Annotated in this window: 13 protein-coding genes; 3 read left to right on the forward strand and 10 right to left on the reverse strand. The window is 61.3% G+C overall.

The features are described 5' to 3' along the window. Window positions 1–2: 2 nt before the first annotated feature. From nusB to PVU19_RS17910, 4 genes are all read right to left on the reverse strand, one after another. Window positions 3–485 carry a transcription antitermination factor NusB gene (nusB, locus tag PVU19_RS17895; protein ID WP_050661483.1) on the reverse strand — a complete coding sequence of 161 codons (483 nt, stop codon included), beginning with the start codon at window positions 483–485 and terminating at the stop codon, window positions 3–5. Further along, a complete protein-coding gene (locus tag PVU19_RS17900) occupies window positions 482–1,027 on the reverse strand; it encodes a 6,7-dimethyl-8-ribityllumazine synthase (RefSeq protein WP_050661484.1) in 546 nt (181 codons plus the stop codon). The genes nusB and PVU19_RS17900 overlap by 4 nt, the downstream gene beginning before the upstream one ends. A 4-nt stretch (window positions 1,028–1,031) precedes the next feature. Then, complete coding sequence (ribB, locus tag PVU19_RS17905; protein ID WP_050661485.1) at window positions 1,032–2,183, reverse strand: 3,4-dihydroxy-2-butanone-4-phosphate synthase; 1,152 nt, start codon at window positions 2,181–2,183, stop codon at window positions 1,032–1,034. Window positions 2,184–2,252: 69 nt separating this feature from the next. Next, window positions 2,253–3,143, reverse strand: coding sequence for a LysR family transcriptional regulator (locus PVU19_RS17910; protein WP_050661486.1), 891 nt, complete (start codon window positions 3,141–3,143; stop codon window positions 2,253–2,255). Between the two features lie 101 nt (window positions 3,144–3,244). On the opposite strand from PVU19_RS17910, the gene PVU19_RS17915 reads away from it, so the two are divergent. Beyond that, the gene (locus tag PVU19_RS17915; RefSeq protein WP_050661531.1) at window positions 3,245–4,561 is read left to right on the forward strand and encodes a serine hydroxymethyltransferase; all 1,317 of its coding nucleotides are present in this window, start codon (window positions 3,245–3,247) and stop codon (window positions 4,559–4,561) included. Between the two features lie 43 nt (window positions 4,562–4,604). Here PVU19_RS17915 and PVU19_RS17920 read toward each other — a convergent pair whose 3' ends face one another. The 3 genes from PVU19_RS17920 to PVU19_RS17930 all read right to left on the reverse strand — a co-directional run bounded on the left by PVU19_RS17920 (window position 4,605) and on the right by PVU19_RS17930 (window position 8,290). Then, window positions 4,605–5,885 (reverse strand): DUF3422 family protein, encoded by a 1,281-nt coding sequence (locus PVU19_RS17920; RefSeq protein ID WP_050661487.1) that lies wholly within the window; start codon window positions 5,883–5,885, stop codon window positions 4,605–4,607. Window positions 5,886–6,201: 316 nt separating this feature from the next. Next, on the reverse strand, window positions 6,202–7,149 hold the full coding sequence (locus tag PVU19_RS17925) for a hypothetical protein (RefSeq protein ID WP_152911580.1): 948 nt from the start codon (window positions 7,147–7,149) through the stop codon (window positions 6,202–6,204). A gap of 247 nt (window positions 7,150–7,396) precedes the next feature. Beyond that, complete coding sequence (locus PVU19_RS17930; protein ID WP_050661489.1) at window positions 7,397–8,290, reverse strand: transposase; 894 nt, start codon at window positions 8,288–8,290, stop codon at window positions 7,397–7,399. A 45-nt stretch (window positions 8,291–8,335) separates the two neighbouring features. Between PVU19_RS17930 and PVU19_RS17935 the strand changes: the two genes are divergently transcribed. Both PVU19_RS17935 and PVU19_RS17940 read left to right on the forward strand, forming a co-directional pair. Beyond that, entirely contained in the window at window positions 8,336–8,779 is a 444-nt protein-coding gene (locus tag PVU19_RS17935; protein ID WP_152911581.1) for a type II toxin-antitoxin system RelE/ParE family toxin, read from the forward strand. Then, window positions 8,754–9,290, forward strand: a complete 537-nt coding sequence (locus PVU19_RS17940; RefSeq protein WP_082237375.1) for a helix-turn-helix domain-containing protein — start codon at window positions 8,754–8,756, stop codon at window positions 9,288–9,290. The genes PVU19_RS17935 and PVU19_RS17940 overlap by 26 nt, the downstream gene beginning before the upstream one ends. Window positions 9,291–10,026: 736 nt before the next feature. Here PVU19_RS17940 and PVU19_RS17945 read toward each other — a convergent pair. The 3 genes from PVU19_RS17945 to PVU19_RS17955 form a co-directional block, all read right to left on the reverse strand. Continuing rightward, window positions 10,027–11,511: an NAD(P)(+) transhydrogenase (Re/Si-specific) subunit beta gene (locus PVU19_RS17945; protein ID WP_050661491.1), complete on the reverse strand. Its 1,485-nt coding sequence runs from the start codon at window positions 11,509–11,511 to the stop codon at window positions 10,027–10,029. Window positions 11,512–11,523: 12 nt separating this feature from the next. After that, entirely contained in the window at window positions 11,524–13,098 is a 1,575-nt protein-coding gene (locus tag PVU19_RS17950; RefSeq protein ID WP_050661492.1) for a Re/Si-specific NAD(P)(+) transhydrogenase subunit alpha, read from the reverse strand. Window positions 13,099–13,226: 128 nt separating this feature from the next. Continuing rightward, entirely contained in the window at window positions 13,227–13,679 is a 453-nt protein-coding gene (locus PVU19_RS17955) for a methyltransferase family protein (RefSeq protein WP_235575669.1), read from the reverse strand. Window positions 13,680–13,748 lie beyond the last annotated feature (69 nt).

Genomic DNA, 13,748 nt, shown 5'->3' on the forward strand with positions numbered 1-13,748 from the left:
CCTCAGAACGCTTCGGGCTTGGCCTCGTGCGCCATGTGGTCGAGCACGGCATTGACGAATTTTGATTCCTTGCCCTCGGGATAGAACGCCTTGGCCACGTCCACAAATTCCATGATCACCACGCGGGGCGGCGTGTCGGACTGGATCATCTCGGCCCCGGCCGCGCGAAAAAGCGCGCGCAGCGTGGGATCAATCCGGGCAATCGGCCACTTGGCGACCAGCGCGCGATCGGTCATCTGGTCGATCTTCGCCTGCCAGTTCACCGCGTCATCAATCAGCTTGCAAAACAGATCGACATCGCCCTCGGCCATATCGACACCGTCGTCGAACTCGGCCCCGAACCGGTGGTCGAGAAATTCCTGCCGCACGGCGGTCGAACTTTGCTGCGAATGCTCCATCTGAAACAGCGCCTGCACGGCATACATGCGCGCGGCGGATTTCATCTGACGCCGGCGGTTGCCGGAAAGGGCGGAGTCGGTGCTCATGCCTTGGGCGTGTCCTTCACATCGCCCGCGAGGCGGATTTCCTCGGTCGCGGGCTTGAACCCCACGCCTTTGCGCGGGCCGCCCCATTTACGGGCCAATGCCACCAGATGCAAGGCCGCAGCCGCAGCCCCTGCGCCCTTGTTCATGGCCTGCGGGTCGGCGCGCACCTCGGCCTGCGCGCGGGTCTCGACCGTGAGGATGCCGTTGCCGATGCACAGCCCCTGAAGCCCCAACAGCATCAGCCCGCGCGAGCTGTCGTTGCAGACCGTCTCGTAATGCGTGGTCTCGCCCCGGATCACGCAGCCAAGCGCCACGTAGCCGTCAAAGTTGGACATCCGCTCGGCGATGCCGATGGCGGTGGGGAGTTCCAGCGCGCCGGGCACCTCGGCGATCTCGTAAGAGCCGCCCGCGGCCTCAATCTCGGCACAAGCCCCCTTGATCAGGTTATCGGCGATATCGCGATAAAACGGGGCCACCACGATCAACAATTTCACAGGCTTGTCGAACTCGGCGCGCGGCAGGGTGTACTCATGCTCGGCCATGCTCTCACTCCTCGGTCAGGGGTTGGGTGCCGGTGATCGAAATCCCGTAGGCATCAAGGCCCAGATAACGCGTGTTCGGGCTGTCGGTCAAAAGGATCAACTCGTGAATGCCCATGGTCGCCATGATCTGCGCGCCAAGTCCGGTCTGCTTGACGGTGCGCGGCGTGTCATCGTCCTCCATCTCGCCCGCCAGCTTGGGGCGCGGCTGACGGAACAGGAACACCGCACCGCGCCCCTCGCGCGCGATGATCTCCATCGCGCGGGGCAGTTTACCAGTCGGCGCACCCTCACGCGCCGCAAGGCCGATGCCCAACACATCCTCCAGCGCGTTGAGCGCATGCGCGCGCGCCAGAACGGGGCGGCCGTCCGACACGTCGCCCTTGGTCAGCACAACATGCTCGGTCCCGGTGATCTGGTCGGCGAAAATGCGCATCTGCCATTCGCCGCCATGGCTCGAGGTGACGGTCTCGCGCCCGGTCTCGGTGATCAGGTTGTCATGCTTGTGGCGATAGGCGATCAGGTCGGAAATCGTGCCGATCTTCAGATCATGTTCTTTAGCGAACTCGATCAAGTCCGGCAGCCGTGCCATGCTGCCATCCTGTTTCATGATCTCGCAGATCACGCCCGAGGGGTTCAGCCCCGCCAGCCTCGCAATATCGACAGCCGCCTCGGTATGCCCGGCGCGCACCAGCACCCCGCCGCGCCGTGCGCGCAGGGGAAAGACATGGCCGGGCGTGGCAATCGCCGCCATGGTGTTCTGCTCGTTGATCGCGGTGGCGATGGTCAGCGCGCGGTCACCGGCGGAAATCCCGGTGCTCACGCCCTCGCGCGCCTCGATGGAGACGGTGAAGGCTGTCTCGTGGCGCGAGGAATTGTTCACCGCCATCATCGGCAGGCCCAGCCGGTCGATCCGCTCGGCGGTCATCGGCAGACAAATCAGACCACGCCCGTGCAGCGCCATGAAATTCACCGCCTCCGGCGTCGCGAATTCGGCGGCGATCACCAGATCGCCCTCATTCTCGCGGTCCTCATGATCGACGAGGATGAACATCCGGCCCTTGCGCGCCTCCGCGATGATCTCTTCGGTAGGCGCGATGGCATGGCTCAGATCGGCCTCGACGGGGCCGGGTTTCTCGAACGGAACGGTCTCGGACATAGGCGTGTCCTCCGGGGGTGTTGCAACCCGGCCCGGATATCGCAGGCGCGCGGCAATGGCCAGAGGGGATCAGCCCGTGACTTGCCCGGCAAGCAGCTTCAACACCTGCGCCAGATCGGCGCGGGGCGGATCAAAGGCGGGATGTTCCAGCACCAGTGCCTTGCCCGTTGGCACAGGCGCGGCAAACGGCGCGATCAGGCTGCCATCCTCCAACGCGCTCTGCACAAGGCTCTGGTGCCCCATCAGCACCCCGGCCCCGTGCCGCGCCTCTTCCAATGCAATGGCATAGAGCGAATAGCGCGGCCCATTGGTGGGCAGCCGAGTGCCCGGCAGAACCGCCCGCGCCCAAAGCGCCCAATCCTCGGGCCAGAGCGCATCATGCAACAGGGTCTCCCCCGCCAGATCGGCGGGGCCGCGCAGACGCGTGGCAACCTCGGGGGCACAGACCGGCAGGATCATATCCTGCGCCAGCACCCGCTCGCCCCGTGCCCCGGTCGGAGGGCGGATAAAGAGACTGAGATCAAAGAGATCACGCGCCAGGTTGGGCGGCGTCTCGATGGTCGAGACAGACACACGCAGATCAGGCAGCGCCGCGCGCACCGCCGGCAATCGGGGCGAGAGCCAGAGTTGCGCCACGCTGGGCAGCGCCGCGATATGCAGGGTGCCATGCCGCGCGGCGTTTCGCAGACCATGCACCGCCGCCCCCATCGCATCGAAAGCCGTGGCAAAACCCGGCAGTGCCTCTGCCCCCAACGCGGTCAATCGCACCCCCTGCGAACGACGCTCGAAGAGATCGGCGCCGATCCAGTCCTCAAGCGCGCGGATATGTTGCGAAACCGCTCCGGGGGTCACGCAAAGCTCTTCGGCGGCATTGGCAAAACCACCTAACCGCGCAGCAGCCTCGAAAGCGCGGAGCGCATTGAGCGGTGGCCCTTTCGGGCGGGGCGGAGATACCGACATTTTCTAGCCTTAGTTTTTCTACGCTCATTTTTACATAATCTGATTTGCGCCGTCCATCGTGCCGCGCCATCCTGCCGGAAACGGATCTTCAGGAGATCATCATGACACTTTCCCACCGCGATTGGGTGCCCAGCCATTGCGAAGACCTGATCCAGACACTTGCCAGCCGCACCGCAATCGAGGACGCCGACGCGATCGCCGCGCGACTCGAGACGCTGGCTGAGGACAACCGCCGCATCCACGAGGCCGAGTGCTTCAACCTCAACCCAGCAACCAATGTAATGAATCCGCGCGCCGAGGCGCTCTTGGCCTCCGGTATCGGCTCTCGCCCCTCGCTGGGCTACCCGGGCGACAAGTACGAAATGGGGCTCGAGGCAATCGAGGAGATCGAGGTGATCGCGGCGGAACTGGCTGCCGAGATCTTTGGTGCGCACTATGCCGAGATCCGCGTGCCTTCGGGCGCGATTGCCAATCTCTACGCCTTCATGGCCACCTGCCGACCCGGCGACACGATCATCGCGCCGCCTGCGTCCATTGGTGGCCATGTCACCCACCACGCGCCGGGCTGCGCCGGGCTCTACGGGTTGCGCATCCTCGAGGCCCCGGTAAACCGTGATGGCTATACCGTTGATCTTGAAGGATTGCGCGCCATGGCGCAGGCGGAAAAGCCCCGTCTGATCACGCTCGGTGCCAGTCTCAATCTCTTCGAGCACCCGGTGCGAGAGGTGCGCGCGATTGCCGACGCGGTAGGGGCCAAACTGCTCTTCGACGCCGCGCATCAATGCGGCATCATCGCGGGCGGGGCATGGAAGAACCCGCTCACAGAGGGCGCGCACCTGATGACGATGAGCACCTACAAGAGTCTTGGCGGCCCGGCTGGTGGCCTTATCGTCACCAATGAGGCCGATCTCGCCGAACGGCTCGACGCCATCGCCTTTCCCGGCATGACGGCCAATTTCGATGCCGCCAAATCGGCGGCGCTCGCGATCACGCTGCTGGACTGGCGTGTGTACGGGCGCGCCTATGCAAGCCAGATGGTGGCCGTCGCGCAGGCGCTCTCGTCCGCGCTCGAGGCCGAAGGGCTGCCGGTCTTCAAGGCCCGGGACACGGCCACGCAATCGCATCAGTTTGCGCTCGAGGCAGCGGCGTTCGGCGGCGGGCAGGCCGCCTCGAAACGCTTGCGTCTCGCAGGCTTTCTCGCCTGTGGCATCGGGCTGCCCATCGACCCGGTTGCAGGCGACATGAACGGATTGCGTATCGGCACACCGGAACTCGTCCGGTGGGGCGTGACGCCCGAAGACACGCCGCGCATGGCCGCGCTCATCGCGCGCGCCCTGCGCGGGAACGATCCCGGCACACTGTTGCCAGAGGTCTCACAATGGCGACAGAGCTTTGACCAGCTCCATTACGTGATCTGACGCCAAGCGTCCCCCGACGCGCGGGCCCGCCCCGCAAAACCGCTCAGTGGATCTTGTTGCGGATGCGCTGCACCATCCACCAGACCAGACCCACCACAGGCAGGGTCACCGCAGCCGTGACCATGCCCTTGCTCACGTCCAGCATGTCGGTCAGCGGATAAAGCAGGTAGCCCGCCAAGGACACGGCATAATAGCTGATCGCCACCACCGACAGCCCCTCGACCGTGCGCTGCAGGCGCAACTGCAGATCGGCGCGCTTGTCCATGCTCTCCAGCAGCGCCTGATTCTGCGCGCTGCGCTCCACATCGACGCGGGTCTGCAACAGCTCGCCCGCGCGCATCGCCCGGTCAGCCATCGCCGAGAGCCGGTCCTTGGTGGCGCGCACCGTGCGCATCGCGGGGTCGTAGCGCCGCATCATGAACTCGGCAAAGGTCTGGCGACCCTCGAACCGCTCCTCGCGCAGGACCGCGATACGCTGATTGACGATCTGCTCATAGGCCGCCGTCGCACCAAAGCGGAACGAGGATTGCGCGACCAGCGATTCCAGCTCTGCCGAGACCCGCAAGAGGCTCTGCAAGGTTTCCTCGGCGGGCTGCGTGCCACCGGTCATGTCGTCGATCAGGCGGCTCAACTGGCTGTCGGTCTCGCCCATCTGGCGGCCCATCTCGCGGACCCGGGCAAAGCCCAGCATCGACATTGCCTTATAGGTCTCGATCTCGCAGATCCGCTGCACCACGCGCCCGATCCGCCGTGCGCCGGTGCTGGGCGCGACATGCAGGGAAAACCGCAGATGCCCCGCCGGATCGACCCGGAAATCCCCCGCCATCACCGCGGCATCGTCAAGCACGCGCGCCATGGCGACGCTTTCATCCACGAACCAGTTGTCGATATCGGCGCGCGTCGCATCGCGGCTGGCCCACGGCACCACCCGGATCATCGCCGAGGTGATGCGTACTCCCGGCGCCTTGGCGAGCCACTCCTCCGGGAAGACCTCGAAATCCACCGGATCGAAGGGGCGCGAACTGACGCCTTCGGTAAAGACCGTGTAGGTCACCATCTCGGTATGGCTTTCCCATTTCAGGCTGTGCCGTCCGATCTCTCCGAAATAATGCGTGGCACCGGGCTGCGGGTGCTTGGCCCCGTAGCGATCCAGTAGCGCCGTCAGATGCGCAAGATCCGCCGCGCGGTCGCGCTTGGCGGCGTCACTCGGCTGCTTGATCGCTAGGAAAACGGCCGTGCAGGGCGCCTTGAGCGACGGAAAGGGGCGGGCGTGCAACTCATTCGCCAAGTCATAGCGCAGCGGGTGATCTTCGATTGGGGGCATGCGCCGGTCTCCTGATCCTTGCCGCTGCTTACCGCGCCCGGAGTGCGCGTGAAAGCGTTTTTTCCTTCACCCCCAATGATTTAGCGGGACACAACCGTATACTGCACATCGCTTGGGCGACTTCTTGGTCAAACTACTGCAAATCCCGCCAGCTGCCAAAGGCGAATGCGTGTGCGATGCGCACGCCCAATGCGCGAGAAACGGGTCGTCAGTTGCGCCATGGCGCGAAGGTAATCGGCCCGGGCGCGTGTCGGAAGGGTGATCTGCGCTTGAGTGTTCCGCCAAAAACCTGAAGCTCAGCTTCCGGCATGACGCGTCAGCCGAGCTGCGAGCGGCTCTTGCGCAGCGCCCGCAGATCCTGCGGCGCCATGTGGGAGGCGGGCGGCGCTTCGGGCCGCACAGCGCGCGGCGCGGCGTCCGTCCCATCGCCGCCGCGCAGGAAAAACAGCACCGCCCCTGCGCATTGCAGGCAGAAGATCCAGATCCAGCAGGTCCACACCCCTGCCAGGATCAGCCCCTCGCGCCAGCCGATCGCCGACCAGCCACCCTCCTCCAGCCTGCGCAGGGCGGCCATGGACTCCTGCAGGGCATCGCCCATGCCAAGCAAGGACAGCAGCGCGAAAAACCCCATGATCAGAAGCGGAAACAGGACGTAAGAGGCGCAGACAAGCAGCGTCAGCGGCACGAAGCCGGTGCCGAATCCCGCCAGCGGGATATGCGGGCTGCCATTGGCATCGCGCCCCGACGCCGCCCCGGCCAACGGCACCAAAATCGCCGCCCGCAGCGCCGAGGCCGCCAGAAAGCTGATGACGGCCAGAATGCCCGCTGGCAAGGTGCCGGTCTGCAGGACGCCCTCGATGGCCTCGACACCGCCCGCGCGCAGCAGGGCCAGAAGCTCGGCCGGCGGCACCGTCGATGAGATCAGCACCAGGATCACGGTGGCCGACAGCGTAACGAAAAGATAGCCGACCGCCTCGACAGCGCCATAAATCGCCCCCGGCAGGACAAGGCCCCCATAAGTGCCCGTCACATCGTGACCCCGCGCGGTGAACCCGAGCCTGATCCCGATAATGATCGGAATCATGGCCAGCGACAGCCCGAGAATGACGGCGACGATGACCGCGATGAAGGGGGAGATCACCGCCAGCCCGAGGGTGATCAGAACCAGCGCCAACATCGCAAGGCCAAGCAGGATCACGAAGACCGGAATCAGCAGGATCCTCGGCAGGAGGATCGCGAAAGACAGCGCGACGATACTTTTCAACATAGGACTACATCACCGTGCCGGAACAGCGGCCACCTTTTCCATTGCGTGGGCTCCAGCGGTAAGCGCGGTTTCTGGCCAGAGCATGGCACGGGGGTGGCCATTGTCGGCAAATGACGGCGCGCCGTCACAACAGCGGCGGGGCCGGATGCCTTGATCCAAGGGGCCGCCGCGCCAGACAGCACCGATGTTCTAGCTCGTGGAGGCCGGAACTGGTCGTCAAGTGGCCCGATCCGCGGGTAGTGTCTCAGTTTGAAATTTCCGGCTGACGCTTTTTGTAGGGGCCGCGCTTCTTGGGCGCGGGCGCTTGGGCGTCTATAAGGCCGACGATCCATTCCATGTCGTGCAGCGTGTCGGACACGCCAGCCGCCATTGCAGGCGTCATGCGTAGCGACTTGTGCACCCGCACAAAATTGTAGTGCACGAAGTAAAGCGAAAGCATGTGCAGGTGGTTTTCCAGCTTCTTTGAAAAGCCATTAGTCAGGCGAGTAAAGCGGCGCATGCCCATACGCATCGTCAGGTTCTGGCGCTCGACATATGACGTGCTGATGTGTGCCTCATCGGGGCGACCTTCGACTGCGCGCTTCCGAATGCCGGTGCACTCAGCAGGGGAATACTTGCGCTCTGCGGTCTTGCCGCCAAGATCGCCGTAAATCTTCACCAGCATAGCGTAATCAATATCACCGCCAAATGCACCTTCTACGGCTTCCAGATACGCCCTGTGGCCGTCTGTGGTAAGTTGCACGCGGCTAGCAAGTCGAGCACACAGATCATCCATGAATTCAATCGCGGTCGCTGCTGACCGATCACCAACCTCATAGGACAGGATCATTTTGCTATCCGCGTCAATCGCGGTCCATGTCCACACGTCGCCAGCGCCGTCCGGTGCAGCCTTGGCGGTTTTGACGTTTTTGTCTTTGGCATAGACAAAAGACCAGATTTCATCGCACTGGACGCGCTGCGCATTTACGTTTCGGACAGTCTCGTCATGGTAAGCGGCGCAGGCTTCACCCGCCTCTACCAACAGCTTAGACACGGTGTTGATAGAAACACCAACAGTGCGGGAAATTGAGCGCATCGACATGCCTTCAATCAGCATGTTCAGGATCATAACGCGCTTATGTGCGGGCAACTTGTTCATATAATATTATTGTTATAAATTCCTGCCATTGTAAATAAGTTCAGTTTGAAAAATATCATTTTATATATGCTCATTGTGCTAGACTTCGAGGAATTCTTATCGTTGAGTAATTTCATGGAGACTTGGAGAGTGTTTAAGTTTGTAAAAGCGAACGGGCGGTGCCCCTACGACGAATGGCTTGACTCCAAGGAAATCACAGAAAATGACATTGCGGCCGTAGAAGCTAAAATTGCAGTCATTCAGATGGTGTCTGGGAGGTTGCCGCCTGAAACACTGAAAAAACTTAAAGGGCACGAGCTAAAAGAGCTGAAAATAAGAGGCGATAAAAAACAACTTCGCCCGCTATGCGTTGTTGCCCAAGATAAGAAAATAATTATATTGTGTGGTGCGATTGAGAAAGGTTCACGGCTCCCAAAAGGCGACCTGGAGCGCGGCAAGAACTTAGCAACAGAATGGGAACGAGATGAAGGAAGTATTGAAGAAGTTTGATAAAATGAAGGCTTTATGGGGCAAGTTCTCATCAAAGTCTTTTCGTCATACTTTTGCAAACTCTATCGTCAGTGAAAGACTGGCGATACAGATATTCACCTTGAGAACATCCCGAGGGTGGACGCAAAAAGATGCCTCTGAGGCGTTGAAGATGGCGCAACCTAGAATATCGAAATTGGAAACAGACTGCCATGACGTCACTCTTACAACTCTGCGGAGAATAGCGGAAGCTTATGACGTGGCTTTAGAGGTTAAATTTGTGCCATTTAGCAAGATGTTGCGTAGTTCCCTACAGGAAATCGCGGATACTGCGGTTCCCAAATTCGAAGATGATAAAGATCCCTCTGAGGCGAAGCGAGTCGTGGAGATGATATCGACAAGTCCGGTGTCTTTCTCCACTTTGCCCATCCGCCCCAATAGTTGGCATAGATCAATTAAGAGTAAAACCGCACCTACAGTCTATGAGTCAAGTTCAGCCACGCGCCGGGAGGAAATGAAGTATGTCCAGTGAAGGCACTAGCAGAGGCGTAAGGGTTTACCCGTGCGAATCTATTACGATAGGAATATCAGATCACTCCGTTAAAATTTTCTTTGCGCTAGAAAATTCTAAGGGGGAACCGGAAGACCAGACTGGCGTTTTTATGTCTCATAAGACGTTAAAAATGCTTCAATCAGTATTGTCGAGTGCAGTTTCCGCAATTGAATCGGAAACTGGCTGCGAGATTCCTTACGATGAGGACCGGATGAAAAACATCTCTGATCAAATAAAAGCGGGAATAGCTAAGAAGTAGAATCGTCAAGGTTAGGTGTATTTTTCCCAATAGGTTTTTTGTGGGCATTTTCTGACTTTGAGTCAGAATTTTCATGACATTCACCTGTTGCAATCCTTGCAACCATAACAGCGTTTCCGATCACATCTGTGGGGCGTTTCTGCCCCTTGGGTCCAGTCGGCATAGCGTTTCCTAAATAATTTGCCCTAAGCATAACATGGTATTTGCTTGGCGCATGGTCAAATTTCAAACTGAGACACTACCGATCCGCGTGGAAGTGAAAGGTTTTTATCGCACGCAAAGGCCCATTCTGGCCATGCCGACACGATCCGCGCCTGTTCCGCGTCGCATGCGCCCCATGCGTACGGCTATCCCGCCCGTCTGCGAACCTTGGCGAGCGCCTTACAGTCTCGACCGCCCATATGAAAAGGGGCGTCCCGCAGGACGCCCCGTCTCGGTCGCGTATCAACGCGGGCGTCAGTCCACCTTGCTCAGCAGGCTCGAGATGCTGTCCTTGGCATCGCCGTAGAACATGCGGGTGTTCTCCTTGAAGAAGAGCGGGTTCTCGATGCCGGAATAGCCGGTGCCCTGACCGCGCTTGGAGACGAACACCTGCTTGGCCTTCCACACTTCCAGAACCGGCATCCCGGCAATGGGAGAGTTGGGGTCGTCCTGCGCCGCCGGGTTGACGATATCGTTGGAGCCGATGACGATCACCACGTCCGTATCCGGGAAATCCTCGTTGATCTCGTCCATCTCCATGACGATGTCATAGGGCACCTTGGCCTCGGCCAGCAGCACGTTCATATGCCCCGGAAGACGGCCCGCAACCGGATGGATGGCAAAGCGGACGTTCTTGCCACGGGCGCGCAGCTTGTTGGTCAACTCGCTCACCGCGCCCTGCGCCTGCGCCACCGCCATGCCGTAGCCCGGCACGATGATGACCGAATCTGCCTCGTTGAGCGCGTTGGCCACGCCGTCGGCGTCGATGGCGATCTGCTCGCCCTCGATCTCCGCCGCCGGGCCCGACGCGCCGCCAAAGCCGCCAAGGATCACGCTGACGAACTGACGGTTCATCGCCTTGCACATGATGTAGCTCAGGATCGCACCCGAGGAGCCCACAAGCGCGCCGACCACGATCAGAAGGTCATTGCCGAGGCTGAAGCCGATCGCCGCCGCCGCCCAGCCCGAGTAGCTGTTGAGCATCGAGACGACGACGGGCATGTCGGCGCCGCCGATCCCCATGATCAGGTGATACCCGATGAAGAGCGCCAGAAGCGTCAGCGCCACCAGCGTCCAGATACCGGCCCCGCCCAGATACATCGCGGCAAAGAGCAGCGACAGGCCCGCCGCCGTGGCATTGAGCATATGCCCGCCCGGCAGCTTCTTGGCGGCCGAGTCGACCTTGCCCGCCAGCTTGCCGTAGGCGATCACCGAACCGGTGAAGGTCACCGCGCCGATCCACACGCCAAGCACCAGCTCGACCCGCAGAATGCTGACCTCGACCGCCGTCTTCTTGGCCACGATGGCGGCAAAGCCGGAGAAGGTCTTGGCAAAGGCCGTTGCCTCGGCCACCGCCGTCTCGGGGCGCGGGAAGGCAAAGCCCTCATCGGCAAACGCCGCCGCCACCCGGCCCAGTTCGATATCGGCATTGAAGCCCACAAAGACCGCAGCGAGGCCGACAAGGCTGTGCATGATCGCCACCAATTCGGGCATCTGCGTCATTTGCACGCGCGTCGCCAGCTGATAGCCGATGAGGCCGCCGCCCGCGATGAGGATCAGCGACAAGAGCCACAGCCCCTGCCCCGGCCCGATCAATGTGGCGATGACCGCGATGGCCATGCCGGTGATGCCGTACCAGACGGCACGCTTGGCGCTTTCCTGACCGCTCAGACCACCGAGGCTGAGGATGAAGAGAATCGCCGCGACCACGTAGGCCGCAATGGTAAATCCGTAATCCATTGTCGCCTCCGATCAGGATTTCTGGAACATGGCGAGCATGCGCCGTGTCACGAGGAAGCCGCCGATAATGTTGATCGAGGCCATGAACACCGCCGCGGCGGCGAGGATGGTGATCAGGATCGAGCTTGATCCGATCTGCATCAGCGCGCCCAGGATGATGATCGACGAGATCGCATTGGTGACCGCCATCAGCGGCGTGTGCAGGCTGTGACTGACGCCCCAGATCACCTGGAAGCCGACAAAGACCGACAGCACGAAGACGATGAAATGCTGCATGAAGCTGGCAGGGGCCACCAGACCCACGGCCAGCAGTAGCACCGCCCCGACCGTGAGCAGCGTGACCTGGTTCTTGGTCTGCGCCTTGAAGGCCGCAACTTCCTGTGCGCGGCGCTCTTCCGGCGTCAGCTCCTTGACCTTTTCCTTGGGTTTTTGCGCGGCAATCGCCGCGACCTTGGGCGGTGGTGGCGGGAAGGTCACCTCGCCTGCATGGGTCACCGTCGCGCCCCGGATCACGTCATCCTCCATGTTGTGATTGACCTGACCGTCCTTTTCGGGCGTGAGGTCCGTCATCATGTGGCGGATGTTGGTGGCGTAAAGCGTCGAGGATTGCGTCGCCATCCGGCTCGGGAAGTCGGTATATCCGATGATCGTCACGCCATTGTCGGTGACGATCTTGTCGTCCATCACCGTCATCTTGCAGTTGCCGCCTTTTTCCGCCGCCAGATCGACGATCACCGAGCCGCGCTTCATCGCCTTGACCATGTCCTCGGTCCAAAGCTCGGGCGCTTCACGGTTAGGAATGAGGGCGGTTGTGATGACGATATCGACCTCGGGGGCAAGCTCGCGGAACTTGGCAAGCTGCGCCTCGCGGAATTCGGGGCTGGAGACCGAGGCATAGCCACCCGAAGCCGAGCCGTCCTGCTGCTCTTCCTCGAAATCGAGATAGACAAATTCGGCGCCCATCGATTCGACCTGTTCGGCCACTTCGGGGCGCACGTCGAACGCGTAGGTGATCGCACCGAGGCTCGTGGAGGTGCCGATGGCGGCCAGACCCGCCACGCCCGCGCCGACGATCAACACCTTCGCGGGGGGCACCTTGCCCGCCGCAGTGATCTGCCCGGTGAAGAACCGGCCAAAGTTGTTGCCCGCCTCGATCACGGCGCGATAGCCGGCGATATTGGCCATCGAGCTGAGCGCGTCCATCTTCTGCGCGCGGCTGATGCGCGGCACCATGTCCATCGCGATGACAGACGTGCCCTTGTCGGCGATCGTCTTCATCTGCTCTTCATTCTGCGCAGGCCAGAAGAAGGAGATCAGCAATTGCCCCTCGCGCAGGCGCTTGGCCTCGGTCTCGGTGGGCGGGCGCACCTTGGCCACGACATCGGCGGCCTTGTAGAGCTGTGCCGCGCTCTTGATCACCTCGACACCGGCCTCCTTATAGGCGGCGTCCGAAAAACCTGCGGCAACCCCGGCCCCGGCTTCGATGGCGCAGTCATATCCGAGTTTTTGCAATTGCAGGGCCGAGTCAGGCGTCATCGCCACCCGGTTCTCACCGTCGAGCACTTCCTTTGGCGTTCCGATCTTCAAATCTGTGTCCCCCCTTGGCAGATCACGTGTTCTTGTGGCTCCGCTATCGCGGTATGCCGGTTTCCTTATCCCGAAGGTCGTTATTTCACACTATTTCACGAGTGGCGATATCAAGATTGTCGCGGTTTCTACACCCAACGTCTGGTTTTTTCGCAATATCGGGCGAAATCCATGCGGAATGTGCGGCGCATCCGGTCCTCTTCGGGAATGACAAAGCGTTTTTCGATCACCCAGAGGAAGACGGGAATCAGCGGCAAGGACAAAACCGCGTCCCATCTCAGGATCAGCCCGGCGAGGATCAGCGCATCGCCCAGATAGATCGGATTGCGCGACCGTTTGAAGATTCCGGACTGGATCAGGCGCTCGGGCGTCTCATGCGGCACGATGGAGGTCTTGTAGCGCCGGAATTCCATCGCCGCCATCACGATGAGCAGCAGACCACCCCCCACCAGGAGCCCGCCCAGCAGATCCGCCCATGTCTCACCAAAGCCAAGTCCCATGGGATAATGCGTGGCCTGCACCCACGCGACGACGAGAAACGCCAAAAGCCAGACCGGCGGCATGTCGATCCATTTGAGCATTCGCACGGCATCCTTTTCTCTGCGGTTGTCACCCTCGGGCGCGTTGCTACAGTAGCGCCTGAGATTAGG

Origin of the sequence: Roseovarius tolerans, assembly GCF_028885395.1 — a bacterium.
GTDB lineage: Bacteria > Pseudomonadota > Alphaproteobacteria > Rhodobacterales > Rhodobacteraceae > Roseovarius > Roseovarius tolerans.